The sequence below is a fragment of the Amycolatopsis antarctica genome (assembly GCF_002262875.1).
Lineage (GTDB): Bacteria > Actinomycetota > Actinomycetes > Mycobacteriales > Pseudonocardiaceae > Amycolatopsis > Amycolatopsis antarctica.
This window is the reverse complement of the sequence record NZ_NKYE01000012.1, coordinates 123,807-142,080: the sequence shown is the minus strand read 5'-3', so window position 1 is coordinate 142,080 and position 18,274 is coordinate 123,807. Positions and strand designations below refer to the sequence as shown.

Annotated in this window: 11 protein-coding genes; 6 read left to right on the top strand and 5 right to left on the bottom strand. The window is 73.1% G+C overall.

Features of this window, described 5'->3' with window-relative positions; all coding sequences use genetic code 11:
* Positions 1-8 precede the first annotated feature (8 nt).
* Entirely contained in the window at positions 9-1,403 is a 1,395-nt protein-coding gene (gene mftF, locus CFN78_RS19270) for a mycofactocin biosynthesis glycosyltransferase MftF (RefSeq protein WP_165777622.1), read from the top strand.
* Here mftF and CFN78_RS19265 read toward each other — a convergent pair whose 3' ends face one another.
* The 3 genes from CFN78_RS19265 to CFN78_RS19255 form a co-directional block, all read right to left on the bottom strand.
* Positions 1,404-1,622 carry an MbtH family protein gene (locus CFN78_RS19265; RefSeq protein ID WP_094864237.1) on the bottom strand — a complete coding sequence of 73 codons (219 nt, stop codon included), beginning with the start codon at positions 1,620-1,622 and terminating at the stop codon, positions 1,404-1,406.
* A gap of 114 nt (positions 1,623-1,736) precedes the next feature.
* Positions 1,737-2,207, bottom strand: coding sequence for a hypothetical protein (locus CFN78_RS19260; RefSeq protein ID WP_133116388.1), 471 nt, complete (start codon positions 2,205-2,207; stop codon positions 1,737-1,739).
* A gap of 27 nt (positions 2,208-2,234) precedes the next feature.
* Positions 2,235-3,479: an NAD(P)/FAD-dependent oxidoreductase gene (locus CFN78_RS19255; RefSeq protein ID WP_240519548.1), complete on the bottom strand. Its 1,245-nt coding sequence runs from the start codon at positions 3,477-3,479 to the stop codon at positions 2,235-2,237.
* A 272-nt stretch (positions 3,480-3,751) separates the two neighbouring features.
* Between CFN78_RS19255 and CFN78_RS19250 the strand changes: the two genes are divergently transcribed.
* The 3 genes from CFN78_RS19250 to CFN78_RS19240 are packed head-to-tail and all read left to right on the top strand — an operon-like array spanning position 3,752 to position 6,131.
* Positions 3,752-4,453 carry a GAF and ANTAR domain-containing protein gene (locus CFN78_RS19250; protein WP_094864235.1) on the top strand — a complete coding sequence of 234 codons (702 nt, stop codon included), beginning with the start codon at positions 3,752-3,754 and terminating at the stop codon, positions 4,451-4,453.
* 5 nt (positions 4,454-4,458) lie between these two features.
* Entirely contained in the window at positions 4,459-5,244 is a 786-nt protein-coding gene (locus CFN78_RS19245; protein WP_094864297.1) for a GAF and ANTAR domain-containing protein, read from the top strand.
* Between the two features lie 8 nt (positions 5,245-5,252).
* Complete coding sequence (locus tag CFN78_RS19240) at positions 5,253-6,131, top strand: hypothetical protein (RefSeq protein ID WP_094864234.1); 879 nt, start codon at positions 5,253-5,255, stop codon at positions 6,129-6,131.
* A gap of 18 nt (positions 6,132-6,149) precedes the next feature.
* Here CFN78_RS19240 and CFN78_RS29240 read toward each other — a convergent pair whose 3' ends face one another.
* Positions 6,150-6,290 carry a hypothetical protein gene (locus tag CFN78_RS29240; protein ID WP_165777621.1) on the bottom strand — a complete coding sequence of 47 codons (141 nt, stop codon included), beginning with the start codon at positions 6,288-6,290 and terminating at the stop codon, positions 6,150-6,152.
* A gap of 283 nt (positions 6,291-6,573) precedes the next feature.
* Here CFN78_RS29240 and CFN78_RS19235 point away from each other — a divergent pair, with 283 nt between their 5' ends.
* Positions 6,574-6,894, top strand: a complete 321-nt coding sequence (locus tag CFN78_RS19235; protein WP_240519547.1) for an RNA polymerase sigma factor — start codon at positions 6,574-6,576, stop codon at positions 6,892-6,894.
* Here the strand turns inward: CFN78_RS19235 and CFN78_RS19230 are convergent.
* On the bottom strand, positions 6,876-10,241 hold the full coding sequence (locus CFN78_RS19230) for a hypothetical protein (protein ID WP_133116387.1): 3,366 nt from the start codon (positions 10,239-10,241) through the stop codon (positions 6,876-6,878). The two genes, CFN78_RS19235 and CFN78_RS19230, sit on opposite strands and share 19 nt — an antisense overlap.
* 920 nt (positions 10,242-11,161) lie before the next feature.
* Between CFN78_RS19230 and CFN78_RS19225 the strand changes: the two genes are divergently transcribed.
* Positions 11,162-18,250, top strand: coding sequence for a type I polyketide synthase (locus CFN78_RS19225; RefSeq protein ID WP_094864232.1), 7,089 nt, complete (start codon positions 11,162-11,164; stop codon positions 18,248-18,250).
* The last annotated feature ends 24 nt before the right edge of the window (positions 18,251-18,274 follow it).

Genomic DNA, 18,274 nt, shown 5'->3' with positions numbered 1-18,274 from the left:
GGAAGCCGATGAACGAGGAACTGCCCGGCGGGTTCACGGTCGGCCTGGACGCCCGCGTCGAGTGGCTGTCCGCCGACACCCTCCTCGGTGGCGCCCCGCCGAGGATTCTGCGGCTCTCGCCGGCGGCGCGGGCGCTGCTGACCGGCCAGGACTGCACGGTCGCCGGTCCGGTCAGCGGGCGGCTCGCCCGCAGCCTGCTGGACGCCGGTGTGGCGCATCCCCGGCTGTCCGGCGTGCTGCGCCCGGTGTCGGTGATCGTCCCGGTCCGCGACCGCCCCGCCGGGCTCGCTCGGCTGCTCGGCGCGCTGCACGGCACGCTCCCGCCCGGTTCGGAGATCCTGGTGGTCGACGACGGCTCGGCCGACGCTCTCGCCGTCCGCAGGGCCGCCGCCGGGTCGCGGGTCGTCCGGCACGACGCCAGCCGCGGTCCGGCGGCCGCCCGGAACACCGGTTTCTCCTTGGCACGCAACGACATCGCCGTGTTCCTGGACTCCGATGTGGTACCGCTGCCCGGCTGGCTGCCGCCGCTGCTCGCCCACTTCGACGACCCCGCGGTCGGCCTCGCCGCGCCGCGGATCGTCGGCCTCGGTGCCGAGCGCGGTGCGCTGGCCGCCTACGAACGGGTGCGGTCCTCACTGGATCTCGGGCCGCACGAGGCACCCGTGGTGCCCCGGACCCGGGTCGCCTACGTGCCCAGCGCGGCCCTCGCCGTGCGGGTCGCCGCCGCACCGGGCGGATTCGCCGAGGACATGACGGTCGCCGAGGACGTCGAGCTGGTCTGCAGGCTGCACGCGGCGGGCTGGCGGCTGCGTTACGACCCGTCCGCGCTGGTCGCCCACGAGCACCGCGACCATTTCCTGCCGTGGCTGGCCCGCAAAGCGTTCTACGGCACCGGCGCGGCACCGCTGGCCGTGCGCCACCCGGGCACGGTGCCGCCGGTCAACCTGCCGTTGTGGGCGGCCGCCGCCTGCGTGCTGCTCGGCACCCAGCGGCGCCGGGGGGTTCTGGCCGCAGCGGCCGTCGGCGCCGTGGCGACCTGGCGGCTCGGCCGCTCACTGCACGCCCGGCCACGGCCGCTGAGCACCGCCGCACGCCTGAACGCGATGGCGCTCGGCGGTGCCGTCTGGCAGTCCGCCGCGGTGCTCACCCGGCACTGGTGGCCGCTCGCACTGCTCACCGCCTGCGTGTCCCGGCGGACGCGGCGAGCAGTGCTGGCCGCCGCACTGGCCGAGGGCCTGGCCGACTGGTACCGGCACCGCGGCGCACTGGACCCGGCGCGTTACCTGGTGCTGCACCGGCTCGACGATCTCGCCTACGGGGCCGGGGTGTGGTGGGGCGCGATCCGCGGCCGCACCGCCGCACCCCTGCTGCCGCGGTTCGCCGGGTTCCGCGGCAGGCGCTGATCAGCCCGCGTCGGCCTCCATCTGCCGGATCAGGCTGTTCGGCCGCATGTCGGTCCAGTTCGTCTCGACGTACTCCAGGCAGGCCTGCCTGGAGTCCTCGCCGAAGACGACGGTCCAGCCCGCGGGCACCTCCGCGAACGCGGGCCACAGCGAGTGCTGCCCCTCGTCGTTGACCAGCACCTTGAACGTGCCGTCCTCGTCGTCGAACGGATTGCTCACGTCGTGTCCTCCCAGAGTCGTCGGCGCACCTCGGCGCCCGTACCACCGACACGATTCCGCAGAGCGGCCGCGCTGGCAACGTCTTCACCGAGAACCGAAAGAACTCCCGGCCGCTCACTCCGGCGGCTGGGCACCCTTCCAGGCCTGGTACATGCGCTTGAGGCCGTACCGGATGCCGAGCACCTGGCCCGCCATGACCCCGGCGAGCACGGCCACGCTCGTCGCCCCGCCCACCGGCCCGTGTACCCACAGATCGACGATCCGCGAGCGGAACACCGAGAACAGCAGGTAGAGCACCAGCACCACCGCGCCGATCGCGTCGATCCTGCCGACGACCTTGCGGGCGAAACCGTCCCAGCGCAGGTGCGTCATCCGGCTCGCGAACATCCCGACCGCGCCACCCGCCACCAGCCCGGCCAGGACGAACAGCCAGGCCGGTCCGCCGAGGCGCACCGCGTCCACGATCGCGATCACCAGCGCCACCGCGAAGACCAGCAGGAAGATCCGGGCCTTCACCCGGATCGGCCGGTCGATGTAGAGACGCGCCGTGGCTCGGCGGCCGGGGCGGTCCACGGGTTCGCTCACCCACCCGACCCTACCCAGCGGCCTTGCTCAGCCCGCCGCGAACGCCTTGAGGTCGAAGTCCGGATCGGCGACCTGCTCCTGGCCGGGGCGGCGTTCCCCGGCCAGGAGCCGGCGGGCAGCCATGTGGTCGGGCATCCGGTTCACCGATTCGACGCGAACCAGCCTGTCGCCGTCGAAGCGGAAGACGGAGAACCGGCCCTGTGCGGGGTCGCCCCGGACCACCCGCTCGTCACCGGGACCGCCGATCCCGGCCATCTGGATCTTCATGTCGAACTGGTGGGTCCAGAACCAGGGCACCGCGCGGTAGGGGCCGTGCTCCTCGCCGGTGAGCGAGCCGGCGAGGAACCGGGCCTGGTCGACGGCGTTCTGCACCGACTCCAGCCGCGTCCGGCACCCGGCGTACGGACTGGGATAGCTGGCGCAGTCACCGATGGCGCTGATCCGCGGGTCCGCCGTCCGCAACCGCTCGTCGACGACGATGCCGTCGTCCACCGGAAGTCCCGCCGTGGCGGCCAGTTCGACGTTGGGAAGTACCCCGGCGCCGACCAGCACCACGTCGGCCTCGATCCGTTCGCCCCCGGTCAGCTCCACCGCGCTCACCCGGCCCTCGCCGTCGCCGTGCATCGCGGTCACCCCGCGCCCCAGCAGCACGGCGCAGCCGTGGTGCCGGTGTACCGCGGCCACGTGCTCGGACAGTTCCGGTGCCACGGCCCTGGCCAGCACCCGGTCCAGCCCCTCGACGACCGTGACGGAGTGCCCTGCCGCCGCGGCGAAGGCGGCGGTCTCCAGTCCGATGAACCCGCCGCCCACGATCACCACCCGCGCGGGCTCCCGGAGGCGGGTGCGCAGGGTGTCGGCGTCGGCGAGCGTGCGCAGCAGCAGGACACCGTCCAGCCCGGTGCCGGGAAGGTCGAGTACCCGCGCCCGGGAACCGGTGGCCAGCACGAGATGCGCGTACTCCAACGCGGCACCGGAGGCCAGCCGCAGCGCGCGGGCACCGGTGTCGATGGCGACGGCCGGATGCCCGTGGCGCAGCTCGATGCCGCGATCGTCGAAGAACTCCTGGGCGCGCAGGGTCACCGCACCGCGCTCGGCGGCCCCGGCGAGGTACGCCTTGGACAGCGGCGGGCGCTGGTACGGCAGTCCGTGTTCCTCGCCCACCAGTGTCAGTGGTCCGGTGAAACCCTTGTCCCGCAAAGAAAGCGCGACCTGGAAACCGGCCTGTCCGGCACCGGCGACGACGATCGGCCCTTCGGCCGCGTGCCCGTTCACCGGCGCCCCCCGGGTGCCGGGAGGCCGGGTCGTCCGGAGCTGCGGGGGATTGTCGGCGTGTACAGGACTGACGCTCCTTCGTGCGGTGGCGGGCGTGCGGCCCGGCCGACAGTACTGCCCCGCACGGCGCCGCGGACGTCACCGGGACACGGCCACGCGCTCGTGCGCCGCGTGCGGTCCGATCTCGTAGGGTGGGTCCCACCTCCGTGGCCGGCGGTGGTCGTGGCGGGCATACGTCATGGCCCCGGGTGCGGTGGCGGTGGAGGTGGGTCGTGTCCGCAGCACGGCGGGAGCGGCTCTCCGTGCTGCTCGACGCCGGAATCGGCGGGGCGGCCGCGCTCCCGGCCCGCGTCTGCGCCCTGTGCGTGACCGAGATCCCGGTGACCGGCGCCGCGCTCACCATCATGGGCGGCCGCCCGCTCGGCAGCGGGCACGGACTGGTCCACGCCACCGGCCCCGAGATCGCCCGGGTGGCAGACCTGCACCGCACGGTCGGCGAGGGCCCGTGCCACGAGGCGTACCGGACCGGCGGGCCGGTCCTCGTCCCGGACATGGCCGTCGAGGCGGACCGGTGGCCAGGTTTCGCCGCGGGCGCCGCGATCGCCGGGGTCGCGGCCGTCTTCTCCTTCCCGCTGCAGGTGGGCTCGATCCGGCTCGGAGTTCTGGACCTGCACCGGGATCTGCCGGGGCCGCTGGACCGCGAACAACTGGCCGACGCCCTGTTCCTGGCCGAGGTGGCCACCGTCGCGGTGCTCGACGACATCGACGGTCCCGGCGACATGACGCTGCCGTGGCTGGCCGACATCCACGCCGCCGTGCACCAGGCCTCCGGCATCGTCACCGTGCAGCTCGGTGTCGGCATGGACGAGGCGCTGCTGCGCATCCGCGGCCACGCGTTCGCCAACCAGCAGACCCTCGACGAAGTGGCCAGGCAGATCGTGGCCCGCGAACTCCGTCTGGAGATGGAACAATGAACGACATGGCCGCCAGCCCGTCCGAACCCGCCGCAGCAACGGCAGACCAGGCGTGGGACGAACGCCTCACGCAGACCTTCGTCGGCCTGGCGGACACCCTGGTCGACGAGTTCGATCTGCTCGACTTCCTGTGGTCGCTCGTGGAGAGGTCTGTCTACCTGCTCGACGTGAGCGAGGCAGGCGTCGTGCTGGCCGATCCCGGTGAGGGCCTGCGGGTGGCCGCGGCGTCCTCCGAACGTGTGCAGGTGCTCGAACTGCTCGCCGTGCAGGCATCCGATGGGCCCTGCATCGACTGTGTGCACACCGGACGCCCGGTCTCCAGCACGGATCTGGCCGCGGACGCGCAGCGGTGGCCGAGTTTCGTCCCGGCGGCGCTCGAAGCCGGGTTCACCTCCGCACAGGCGTTGCCGATGCGGTTGCGCAAACAGGTCATCGGGGTACTGACGCTGCTCGGTGACCGGTCCGACGGGATCGGCCCGCGAACCGCCCAGCTCGGCCAGGCGATGGCCGACATCGCGACCATCGGGATCCTGCAGCAGCGTGCGATCGGCCGCAGCGAGACCGTCGTCGAGCAGTTGCGGACGGCGCTGAACACCCGGGTGATCATCGAGCAGGCCAAGGGTGTCATCGCCGCGCACAGTGAGCAGCTCGACATGGAGCAGGCGTTCGCCGCCCTGCGCGGCTATGCGCGTGCGGGCAACCTCCGGCTCACCGAACTGGCGCGCGCGGTCGCCGAGGGCAGGGCCGACGTCGCGGCGATCCTCGCGTACGCGGCCTCCCGCACGAGCTGAGCGCCGCGGTGGACTTCGACTCGGCCGCGGACGAGATCTACGCCGTGGACCGCTCGGAGTTCGTCACCGCCCGCGACGAAGCGGTGCGCCGCGCCAGGGACGAGGGCGACCGCGAGCTGGCCGAGCGCCTGCGTGCGCTGCGCAAGCCCACTGTGGCCGCATGGCTGGTGAACCGGCTCGCCAGGGAGCACCCGGAGGATGTCGCCGAACTGCGCCGGCTCGGTGACCGGCTGCGCGCCGCTCAGGCCGAGCTGGCGGGCGACCGGCTGCGGACGCTGGCCAGGGAACGCGGCGCACTGCTGCGCGAACTCGGCGGTCGCGTCCGGGAACTCGCGGGCACCGGCGTGGGGGAGGCGGCCGCCCGGGAGGCACACGACACCCTCGACGCGGCGGTGACCGATGCCGGGGTGGCCGACCAGGTGCGCGCCGGGCGGTTGAGCACCGGGCTGACCGCGGACCTGTCGGCCATGTGGCTGAGCGCGGACCCCGGCACCACGGCGCCCTTCGGGGCCTCGTCGCCTCCGCCCGCGGCACGGGCACCGAAGCCCGCCGGGGGCGAGGAGTCGCCCTCGGCACGGGCCAGGGCGGAGAAGGAGCGGGCCGCTGAGCGGCGGCGGGAAGCCGAGCACCGGAAAGCGGTGGAGCGTTCGCGTTCCGCACTGGACAGCGCCGAGATCGAACGGGCCGAGGCGGACGAGCTGCTGGCCGAGGCGCACCGCAGGCGGGAGGACGCGGCCGAGGCGCTCACCCAGGCACGGTTGCGCGTCGAGGAGGCGGAACGTGCCGCCACGGACGCCGGGCGCGGGGTCACCGAGGCTCGGCGCCGGGCCGACCGTGCCGAACTCGCCGAGGACGTGGCGCGGCGCAAGCTCGACGGACTCGGCTGAGCCCGCCGCCGGCCCCGGTCAGTCGGTGTCCTCGCCGCGTTCGCGCATCTCACCGATGACCTGGCTGCCCGCGTTGGCCCCGCGTTCGACGCCCCGCGGCGGTTGCCCGTCGCCCGGCTCGTAGACGTCCTCGTCCGCGGCGGAACCGTCGTAGGCCACGTCCTCGCGCCCGGCCTGGGGACCCGGGCGGGCGATCTCGGGTTGCTGGTTGCGCAGTTCCTCGTCGTCCTGGTTCGGCGTGCATCAGGGTTCTCCTTCGCCGTGGCCGGTGCGCTCTCCGGTACGGCTACCCGGCCACCGGGGCGGGAAACCGGCCGGGTGACCGTCCACAGTAGATGTGCGCGCGAAGGGCGGGCCGGCGCACGATATGTGGCGCAGGTCAGCATGGCCGGAGAACCGATCAGGAGGGCACGGCGTCTTGCCGGGTGTGAAACGAACCGGTGTGACGATCGGGGAGGCGGACGAGGCGGCCCTCGTGCGCCTGATCGCCACGGGTGACCGATCGGCGTTCGAGGAGTTGTACCGCCGCACCTCGCCCTGGCTGACCGTGCGCCTGCGCCGCCGCTGCGCGGACGAGCAGGTGGTGGCCGAGGTGCTGCAGGGGACCTACCTGGCGGTGTGGCGGGCGGCGGACGGGTCGCGGGCAAGGCGGTGGACGGCAGCGCCGTCGGCTGGCTGTGGACGATCGCGGCACGCGACGGACCTGAGAAGCACCGAGTCCACTGTGGACGGATGGATGGAGGCTCAGGGCAACGGCCGGTAGGCGGCCCCGGAGAAGCGGACCTCATTCGCGGATTCCCGGACGTCCGGATCGTGATGTGCACGGACCAGGACGAGGCGTGCCCGCAGATCCGCGCTCCATCCGTCTCTGTTCGCCGGGCCCGCGAACACGCCGAGCAGCCGGGAGGCCAGCAGGCCCGGCACCGAACCCGGCAGGGCGAGCAGGTGGTCGGCGACGCTCAGCAGCGTCGAGGACTCCACTCCTCGCGGCGCTACCGGATGCGTGGCCGCGAACCGGTAGGGGCGCTCGTCGATGGCGGCGACGAGTTCGTCCCAGGCGCCGGTCTCCACGGGATCGGCCGGTAAGCCGGACAGCGAGAGCGTCGCGATCCGCCACAGCGGCGGCACCGCTGCCGCGTTCAGCCCGCACGAGCGGCAGGCGTCCGCCACGGCGCGCAGCATGGTCGTCTCGGCGACCACGTCGTCCGGTACGCCGTGGTCGGTCGAGATCACCGACGTCAGTTCCCGTAGCCGTCGCGCCGGGCCGGATTCGCCGGTGCTCGCCGTCCGGCCCAGTTCGGCGGCGACCGCGACCACCGGTCCGGGATCGCCGGTGCCGCGTGCGATCTGGACGTAGGTCGCCGCGGCGGTCCGCGACCGGTGCGAATCCGAGTTACCCAGGATGTGCCGGACCAGTCCGGCAGCCGCGCCGGGCGCGTCCGGCCACCGGTCCCGGTACGCGATGACCGCGTCGCCCGCTACCTCGGCGTCCTGATCGTCCATCGCCGCGGCGACGGCGCGGGCCAGTACCGGTCGCTGGTACGCGGCGGGCCGCACGGCGAGCACTGCCGCCCGGACGGCGGCAGGTCCGCGTAGCGCCTCGTCGAGCAGTGCGGGAACGCGATCGTCGTCGCCCGCGAACGCCGTCGCGGCGGCGGCGACCGCGGCCCGGACGTCTCGATGGGATACGGACCGGAAGGCCTCGGTCAGTACCTCCATCGCGCCGGGTGGGCGGAGCGCGGCGATGAGGCGCGCGGCCTCCTTGGCCGCTCCCACCCCGGCGCGGGGCGAGTTCAGCACCGCGCGCAGGCGTTCCGTGGCCTCGGTTCCGGGCAGGTTCGCGAGCACGGTGCCGAGCGAGCGGACCGCCGCTCGCGCCGTCGCGCCCGAGGGGGCGTCCGCGTGGGCGAGCAGGATCGGCAGGGACATGTCCGACGGTGCCCGCCGGGCCAGCGCGCCCAGCGCCGCCGCCGCGACCGGCTGCGGAGCCGAGCGGGCAAGGTCACTCAGCACGGCGGGGTCGCGGACCAGCGCGGCCGCGGCCGCACGTTCCGGCAGTTCCGCATCGGGGTCGCCGGCCACGGATCGTGCCTGCTCCGCGGCTCGGGAGCGCTGCGTCTCGGTCCAGCGGCCACGCCGCCCCTCCGCGATCGGCGGGAGCGCCGTCCGCGCGTCGAGCACGCTGTCGAGCAGATCGGTACGCCGGGTCGCGACCACCGGCCAGACGGCGTCGAGGGCACCGAGCGACGGATCCGCGGCGACCAGCTCGGCTGCCCTGCTCTCCCTGGTACCCGGCGGGGCGATCCAGGCGGCCGCGGCCTCCACCCGATCTTCGGTCGAAGTGGTTGCGGCGCAAGCGATCCGGCCGACCAGATCGTCGAGTTCCGGGACGTCACCTAGCGTGCGCCCGAGCAGGCCGCCGAGTCGCAGCGCCTCGGCGTACCGTCCTCCGGCGGCCTCACGCAGCACCCGCGCCCGGCGTAGCCGCCAGATCTCACCGGCGGTCCACCCCGCGGGCGGGTGGACCGCCGGTGGCCCGCTCGCGGCGGTCCGGCGGTCGCTCCACACCCGGGCGAGCAGGGACCGTAACCGGTCGGTCTGTTCGACGACGCCGCGCGCGGCGCGTACACGCAGGACCGTCGCGAGCAGGTCCGCGAGCGTGCGAAGCGTTGTCCGTCGGGTGTCCCGGGCAGTCGTGCACGCCGCGACGATCTCGCCGAGCGACTCCGGCGGCAGCGTCGCGAGCAGTGCCCGGGGTGCCTCGGAGATCGCGCGCAGCGCGGCCCCGCGGACCATGTCCTGGTCGTGCCACGCCCGCCCGGCACCTGCCACCGCGCGCGGAAAGGTCTCCGGGGCGCCATCCAGCGCGGCGCACCGCAGCATCTCTTCCCAGGCGACCGTGCGCTGCCGGTAGCGGTGGCTGGAGGTCGCCTCGCGCAGGAACTCCTCCGCTTCGGCGAACGGCAGCGTGGCGGTGATCGCGAGACGGCGCCAGCTCTGCTCGTGAACATCGGGCCGTGCCAGGATCCGGCCGGCGAGCTCCGTCCGGTCGGCCCTCGGCAGGGTGCGGAGTTCCGCCGCGGACAGGTCGGCGGTCAGCGTCTCGCCGTAGGCCAGTTCGACGATCCGCCGCCGTTCGCCGTCCGGCCTCGCCGCGAGCAGGGCCGCGCGGATCGAGCCCTGGTCGAACAGCAGGCCGAGCCGTGCCACCTCGGGCGCCGCGAGTGTGGCGATGGCGCGCCGGGCGCGTGGCGGCAGCGTGACCGGGCAGTGACCGTTCAGCATTCGTCTGCCGCCGAATTCTCGCAGTAACGCCTCGGGTTCGGTGAGCAGCGCGGGGAGGACGCCGGGTATGTGCAGCACGTCGTTGTGTGCCTGGTCCGCGGCCAGGGCGGCGAGCACGGCGGCCGGACGCCGCGGCGCCAGCAGGGCGAGCAGCGTCCTGTGCTCGGCGGGCAGGGGACGGCCCGGTAGCCGGGCGGCCAGCATGCCGGGCACCGCGGTGACGACGGCGTCGGCTGCCGTGCGGACCAGGCGGAGCAGGGTCGCGGTGTCCTGCCCGCGGACCCGCACCCAGCGTTCGGCCACCGCGGCGGAGCAGGCGGGCAGCAGAGCCGCGGTGTCGGCCCGGCCGTGGCGCCGGTGCATCTCGGCGAGCAACTCGTCGGCGAGCGCGCTGCGGCGGGACCGGCGCAGCACCCCGTAGACGGCCCGGCGGTCGGCGGGGGCGGCGTCCAGGACGAACTCCCGCAGGACCGAGTCCGGGACGGGCAGTCTGATCGTCGCGGCGAGGGCTCGTCGGCGCACCGCTGGGTCCGCCAGCGCTGCGGCCACGGCGTCCAGATCGCGGCGGGCCACGGCGAACTGGAGCGCAAGTACGCGCCGTGGCGGGTCGCCGCGGCGGAGCGCCGCGTGCGTCGCCGCGTAGGTGCCCTCGGGGAGCTCTCTCGCGCGGACGCTCAGTGCGCGGCCCCGCCGGGAGAACGGCAGCGGGTCCAGGTGGCCGACGAGTTCGGTGGCGATCCGCTCGCCGGGTGTGCCGTGACCACCGGGTCCGGAATCGGCCGGGGTGCCCGGCCGCAGCACCGGGGGCTCGTGTGACGGGCTCACCGGAGGGGGGTGCGGTCGTCCTTCCGTACGATCATGAACGCGAGCATGCAGTCCGCGTGCCCGGAAGCGCAAGGTGTTCGACCGGACGGGTGCGGTCCGGCCGAGGTGTCCTGAGCGTTCGGCCGACGACGACCGGATGTGTCGACGGTCACCCGACTGGGTCGTGTTGCGCAAACTGCGCCGGTACGCACCCGTACGTGACCAAGATCACGCACATCACCGACCGTGCAAGCCGGACGGGCGCGGCTTTCGGGGCGGCGGATATTCGGTCCACCTGGGCGTGCGATTGTTCCCGGTTGGTGAATTCCGCACGAACGTGCGAACTCGCAATAGCGGAACGGTTACCCTCCGGCGTCGGAGCGGGGTGCCGGGTCAATGCGCTTGGGGCATCCAGGACGCGCCCGGCGTGCGCGATCCGGCCGGGTTCACGGTCGTGACCAGCGCAAGCGTGGCCGGTTCTCGTCGTCATCGGCTCCACCGGCGGCGGGGTGCGCTCACCGGGGGGCCGATTCGCGGACCGTCGGTGAGGTTATTACCATGGAGGCCAATTACATTCGAGTTGCCGATATGCCCTCAAAGTTCAACCGTCGTTCGAATTACTTTCATATGGCGGGATATCTTTATTAGCCTTGCGAAATAACTTTGCGTAATCGATCCAGTGTGGGCTCTGACACGATTGCCCCTGGCTCGGCCGCAAGGCGATTCCACGCTTGTGTCAACGATGTTTCACCGGCGCTAAATCTTGTGCCACAGGCGTTGTCCAGCAATGGGACGCTTGGCCGAATCTTCAATAATCGACTGATTACCAGTACTTTTGCGGATTCTTGTCCACATAGCGGCATCGCTTATTGACTAGTGGGCCTGTCCACGCTTTAGTACTCCGGTACTGTTTCACACTTTCGTGTTTCCTAGGGGTTCCCATGCGCGTCTCGAGTGTCGATGGCCGCGGCGCTTTCGCTGCGGACAGTTCCGACATCGTCGTCGCCGTGAACCCGTTCGGCGTGCCATCCGCACGCCTGACCATCGCCGCCGAGCAGGCCGGTGGCCTCGGTGTTCTGGACCTGACGGCCGGCGGCCGGGCAGCTCGCACGGAACTCGGGCTGGCTGGGGAGTGGTCACCGGACGGGTTCGGTGTGCGGCTTGCCAACACCGCGACCTTCGCGGCGGACGATCTCCCGGACAGGGTGCACACCATCCTCTTGGTGGCCGGTTCGTCACTGTCCGCGTCCGACTTTCCCGGCCGCCGGGTGCTCGCCGAGGTCACCGGGCGGGCGCAGGCCCGGGACGCGGCCGCGCGCGGCGTGCACGGCCTGATCGCCCGCGGACACGAGGCGGGCGGCCGGATCGGCGAACTGAGCACCTTCGTGCTCCTGCAGCAGCTCCTCACCGACGACACCGCCGGCCTGCCCGTCTGGGCCTGCGGTGGCATGGGCCCGCACACGGCGGCGGCCGCGGTCGCGGGCGGGGCCTCGGGCGTCGTCCTCGACTCCCAGCTCGCGCTGCTCGCCGAGGCGGAACTGCCCGCCGAAATCACCACCGCGCTCGCCGGCCTCGACGGCTCGGAGACCGCCATCGTCGACGGCGTCCGGATCCTGCGCAGGCACGCGCCGGGACCGGACGGCACTCCCATCGAGATCGGCCAGGACGCCTTCCTGCCGGTGCGCTTCCAGCAACGCTGGGGCTCCGTCGCCGCCGCAGTCCGCGGCGTGCGGGAGACCGTGGTCGAGAGCCTGCGCAGCACCGAGCTCGCGCTGGACCCGGACTCGCCGGGAAGTCGCGCCTTCGGCACCCGGCTGCCCATCGCACAGGGACCGATGACCAGGGTCAGCGACCAGGCCGCCTTCGCCGCGGCCGTGGCGGGTGGCGGCGGGCTGCCGTTCATCGCGCTCGCACTCTCCGGTGCGGCGCAGACCCGCGCCGTGCTCGAACAGACCAGGGACTCGCTCGGCGAGGCGCCCTGGGGCGTCGGCGTGCTCGGCTTCGCCGCCGAGGAGGTCAAGGCCGCCCAGCTCGAGATCATCCGTGAGATACGTCCCTCGCACGCCATCATCGCCGGCGGACGGCCCGCGCAGGCCGCCGCGCTGGAGGAGGTGGGCATCTCCACCTTCCTGCACGTGCCCTCACCGGGGCTGCTGAAGCAGTTCCTCGAGGCGGGTGCCCGCAAGTTCATCTTCGAGGGATCCGAGTGCGGTGGCCACGTCGGCCCGCGCAACAGCTTCCCGCTCTGGGAGGCGCAGCTCGGCGTCCTCACCGACTTCCTCGACACAGCGGGCGAGGCCGTCGCCGGCGAGTTGCAGATCTTCTTCGCCGGTGGCGTGCACGACGAACGTTCCGCCGCGATGGTCGCCGCGATGGCGGCACCGCTGTCCGGACGGGGCGCCGCCATCGGCGTGCTGATGGGCACCGCCTACCTGTTCACCACCGAGGCCGTCGACGCCGGCGCGATCCTGCCGCTGTTCCAGCAGCAGGTGATCGACGCCGAGCACACCGACCTGCTGGAGACCGCGCCCGGGCACGCGACCCGGTGCGTGCGCAGCCCGTTCACCGACGAGTACGCGACGATCAAGCGCAGGCTCGGCGAGGACGAGGTGCCCAGCCGCGAGGCGTGGGAGCAACTGGAGAAGCTCAACGTCGGCAGGCTTCGCCTCGCCAGCAAGGGAATCGAGCGCATCGGGGACGACCTGCTCGACGTCGCGGAGGATCGCCAGCTCACCGAGGGCATGTTCATGGCGGGCGAGGTCGCGGTGCTGCGTTCCGAGGTGACCACCATCGCGGCCCTGCACGAGTCGGTCAGTACCGGCGCCAGGGAATTCCTCGACGGACGCGCCGACGCGCTCGGCGTCGCGGACCGGACCGAGGAACCCGCACCCGAGCCGCTGGAGATCGCCGTCGTCGGCATGTCCTGCATGTTCCCCGGGGCACCGGACCTGGGCACGTTCTGGGCGAACGTGCTCGGCGGCGTCGACTCCGTCACCGAGGTCCCGGACTCGCGCTGGGACCAGTCGCTGTACTACTCGGCGGACGGTCAGGGCGACCACACGCCGTCGAGGTGGGGCGGTTTCCTGCCCCGCATCCCGTTCGACCCGCTCAGCTACGGCATCCCGCCGACCTCGCTGGCCAGCATCGAACCGGTCCAGCTCCTGGCACTGGAAGCGGCCCGGCGCGCGCTCGCCGACGCCGGGTACGCCGAACGTTCCTTCGACCGCGACCGCACCTCCGTGGTGTTCGGCGCGGAGGCGGGCAGCGACCTGTCGAACGCGATGTCGCTGCGCACGGTGCTCCCGTCCTACGTCGGGCAGATCCCGCCCGCCCTCGACGCCCAGCTCCCGCGCCTGACCGAGGACTCCTTCCCCGGCGTGCTCGCCAACGTGATCGCCGGACGGGTGGCCAACCGGCTCGATCTGGGCGGCGCGAACTACACCGTCGACGCGGCCTGCGCGTCCTCGCTCACCGCGGTGGACGTGGCGTGCAAGGAACTGAGCAGCGGCACCAGCGACATGGTGCTGTGCGGCGGGGCGGACCTGCACAACGGCATCAACGACTACCTGCTCTTCGCCTCCGTGCACGCGCTGTCCCCGACCGGCCGTTCGGCCACCTTCGACAGCTCCGCCGACGGCATCGCCCTCGGCGAGGGCGTGGCCTGCGTCGCGCTCAAGCGGCTCGCCGACGCCAAACGGGACGGTGACCGGGTTTACGCCGTCATCTCCGGTGTCGGCAGCGCCAGCGACGGCAGGGCGCTCGGGCTGACCGCACCCCGTCCCGACGGGCAGCGCAGGGCACTCACCCGGGCCTACCGCAACGCGGGGGTCTCGCCGGGCGAGGTCGGCGTCATCGAGGCGCACGGCACCGGCACCGTGGTCGGCGACCGCACCGAACTGGGCACGCTCACCCAGGTGTTCACCGACGCGGGTGCCGAGGCGGGCGGCTGCGCCATCAGCTCGGTGAAATCGCAGATCGGCCACACGAAGTGCGCCGCGGGCCTCGCCGGACTGATCAAGACCGCGCTCGCGCTCCACACCGGGGTCAAGCCGCCCACCCTGCACCTGGAGCGGCCGAACGCGGCCTGGGAGGCCGAGACGAGCCCGTTCGCCTTCCACACCGAGGCGCGGCCCTGGGCCGCCGCTCCCGCGGACCGGATCGCCGGGGTGAGCGCGTTCGGCTTCGGCGGGACCAACTTCCACGTCGTCATGCGCGCGCACGACAGCGGCCCGCCGCCGGTGCACGCGGTCGACGAGTGGCCGTGCGAGCTGTTCACCTTCGCCGGAGCGGACACGGCCGCGGCGGCCAAGGCGGCGCAGGACCTGCTCACACTGGTCGAGGCCGACCCCGGCAAGCACGAACCGTGGCGGTTGCGCGACTTCGCGTGCAGCGCCGCCCGCCGTACCGAGCTCGCCACCACGCGTGGGGCGCGGATCGGCATCGCCGTCGTCGCGTCCACTGTGGACGAACTTGCCGGGCTGCTGCGCCGCGCGGTGGCCGGCGAGCACGCCCCGCCCGCCGGGGTGTTCCTCGCCGACGGGCAGGAGACCGGCGAGATCGCGTTCCTGTTCCCCGGCCAGGGAAGCCAGCGTCCCGGCATGCTCGCCGAACTGTTCGTCGCTTTCCCCGAGCTGCAGCGCCTCCTCCGGCTGGACCCGGAGACCGCGAAGGTGCTCTGCCCGCCCGCCGCGTTCGACGAGGAGTCGCGCAAGGCGCAGGTCGCGCGGATCACCGACACCCGGGTCGCCCAGCCGGCGCTCGGCATCGCCGGGCTCGCGGCGCACCAGCTTCTCGGCCGGGTGGGTGTGCGGCCCGCGATGGTCGCCGGGCACAGCTACGGCGAACTGACCGCGCTGGCCGCGGCCGGCGCACTGAGCCCGGAGGTGCTGCCCAGGGTCAGCGGGGCCAGGGCCGAGGCGATCCTCGCCGCGACCGGTGGCGGCGACCCCGGGACCATGGCCGCCGTGTCGGCGGGCGCGCCCGAGGTCACCGCGGCACTCGGCACCGCCGGACTGGCGGACACGATCGTGCTCGCCAACCGCAACGCACCCGACCAGACGGTGATCTCCGGACCCACCGAGGCCGTCGAGACGGCCGTCGCCGCGCTGCGCGACGGTGGCCTCGGCGCGAAGCGGATCCCGGTGGCGTGCGCGTTCCACAGTCCCGTGGTGGCCACCGCGGGCGCGAACTTCGCCGACTCGCTCGCCGCCGAGCCGGTCGCCGAACCGGAGATCCCGGTATGGTCCAATCGCACCGCGAGCACCTACCCGGTCTCCGCCGGCGGTGTGCGCGACGAGCTGGCCGCACAGATCGGCGCGCCGGTCGGCTTCGTCGAGCAGATCGAGGCCATGTACCAGGCGGGCGCCCGCGTGTTCGTCGAGGCCGGACCGGGTTCGGTCCTGACCAGGCTGGTCGGCAAGATCCTCGGTGACCGTCCACATCGGACGGTCGCGGTGGAGGAACGCGGACGCACCGGCGTACCAGGGTTCCTGGCCGCGATCGCCCAGCTCGCCGTGGCCGGAGTGGACGTCCGTACCGGCTGGCTGTTCCAGGGCCGCGACGCCGTCGACGCCGCGCGCGCCACCCGCCGCAAACGGGCCGGCTGGACCGTCGACGGTCATCTGGTCCGCACCGCGGACGGCCAGATCCCGGCCGCCGCACTGCACCCGGCACAGCGCATCTCGGAGGAACTTGTGACGACCGGCCACCACTCCGGTGGATACGTCAACGGCACCGGAACCACCGCCCCGGCGACCGGCTCGGAAGCCATCGTCGCGGACTTCCTGCGCACCAGCAGGGAACTCATCGCCGCTCAGCGCGATGTCATGCTCGGCTATCTCGGCGCCGATCCCTCGGCCGCCGCGCCCGAACCCCTCGGTTACGCCTCGCAGCCGGCGGTGCGACAGGTCGCGGCCCCACGGCCCGCCACTCCCGCCGCGCAGGCAGCGGTCGCCCCCGCCGGGCCCGTCCCGGCCGCTGCGCCCGCTCCGGCCGACGGCGTTTCGGTGCTGACGGTGGTGCTGGAGGTGATCGGTGAGCGGACCGGGTATCCGGTGGACATGATCGAGCCGGACCTGGATCTGGAAGCGGATCTGAGTGTGGATTCGATCAAGCGTGCGGAGATCGCGGGTGAGTTGGCTTCGCGGCTGGGGTTGACGGCCGCGGACGGTGATGTGGAGGAGTTGTCGAAGGCGCGCACCGCAGCCGAGCTCTCCGGCCTCCTCGGCAACGCTCCCGCCCCCGGCGCCACGGCTCCCGGGCCCGTCCCGGCCGCTGCGCCCGCTCCGGCCGACGGCGTTTCGGTGCTGACGGTGGTGCTGGAGGTGATCGGTGAGCGAACCGGGTATCCGGTGGACATGATCGAGCCGGACCTGGATCTGGAAGCGGATCTGAGTGTGGATTCGATCAAGCGTGCGGAGATCGCGGGTGAGTTGGCTTCGCGGCTGGGGTTGACGGCCGCGGACGGTGATGTGGAGGAGTTGTCGAAGGCGCGCACCGCGGCCGAACTCGCCGGCCTCCTCGGCGGTGGCGGTGCTCAGGACGAACCCGCACCCCCCGCGGCGCCGGTGGAGTCCGAGGTGGACGGATCGCCGATCATCGTGGCGCCGAAGCGCCTGGTGATGACCGAGTTCGAACTCGCGGGCGCGACGGTGAACGCCGATGCCGTGGCGGGCAAGGCCTTCCTGGTGCTCGGTGCGGGTCCCCTCGCCGAGGCCACCCGTGACCGCCTGGCCGGACTCGGGGCCACGGTGACGGTCGCCGCGCAGGCCCCGGACGGGCCGTTCGACGGCGTGATCCACCTGGCCTCCGCGGAGAACCGCTCGCCGGAGGACCCGGTGCTGCCGGACACCTTCCCCACGTACAAGGCACTGCTGGGCACCGACCCGCGATGGCTGATCGCCGCGGGCCCGGCGGACGGCCTGCGCGGCTTCTTCCGCTCCGTGTCGCGGGAGTACCCGGACACCATCGCCAGGGTCGTCGAGCAGGAGCCCGGCGCGGACGCGGACGGCATCGCCGAGGGACTCGTCGCCGAACTGTCCGGAGTGGACCGGGAACCGGTCGTACTCCGCTCCGGCGGGGGACGCCGCGGACTGCGGATGGAGGAACAGGGCCTCGGGTTGCTCGGCAGCACCGGAGCCGGACCCGCGGGCGAGGGTGCCGCGGAGGCCGAGGCGATGGGCCTGGTCCGCGACTCCGTCGTCGTCCTGGTCGGCGGAGCCAAGGGCATCACCGCCCGGTTCGCCACCACGCTCGCCGCGGCGAGTCGCTGCCGGCTGGAACTGTTCGGCCGGACGGCGTTGTCCACCGACGAGCAGGATCCCGCCGTCGCCGCCGCGGGTACGGCAGCCGAGCTGCGGTCCGCGCTGATCGCCACCGGACTCCGCTCACCCGCCGAGATCGAGCGGGCGGTCGGGCGCATTCAGGCCGAGCGCGAGGTCCGCGACACCATCCGGCGGCTGACCGAACTCGGCAGCGAGGTGCGGTACCACTCGCTGGACATGCTCAACGCGGAAGCCGTGCACGGTGCGGTGAAGGAGATCCACGCCGAACACGGCCGGATCGACGGCATCGTCTACGCGGCGGGCGTCATCGAGGACAAGCTGGTGGCGGAGAAGTCGCCGGAGTCGTTCAACCGGGTGTTCAGCACCAAGGTCGACGGGGCACAGGCGCTGCTCGACGCGGTCGGTGAACTGCCCGGCGGGCCCCGGTTCGCGGTGCTGTTCGGCAGTATCGCCGCCACCCTCGGCAATCGGGGGCAGTCCGACTACGCCGCGGCGAACGACGCACTGGAGACCCTCGGCCGCCGCTGGTCCGAAGTGGACGGAATGCGCGGGCTGACCGTCCACTGGGGACCGTGGGCGCCGACCGGGACCAACAACGGCATGGTCACCCCCGAGCTGATGCGCAACTACGCCAAGCGCGGGATCCAGCTCATCGACCCGGAAGAGGGCACCATGAGCCTGCTCCGGGAGCTGGCCTGGGGCTCCGAGGACACCACCTCCGTCGTCTACACGGCATCGGGCTGGTGATCGCTGCCCATGTCGAAGTCCTGT

Bases quoted from the DNA above. Each gene is read 5' to 3' on its own strand.
- CFN78_RS19245 (WP_094864297.1), top strand. From the start codon at position 4,459: ATGGCCGCCAGCCCGTCCGAACCCGCCGCAGCAACGGCAGACCAGGCG.
- mftF (WP_165777622.1), top strand. From the start codon at position 9: ATGAACGAGGAACTGCCCGGCGGGTTCACGGTCGGCCTGGACGCCCGC.
- CFN78_RS19225 (WP_094864232.1), top strand. From the start codon at position 11,162: ATGCGCGTCTCGAGTGTCGATGGCCGCGGCGCTTTCGCTGCGGACAGT.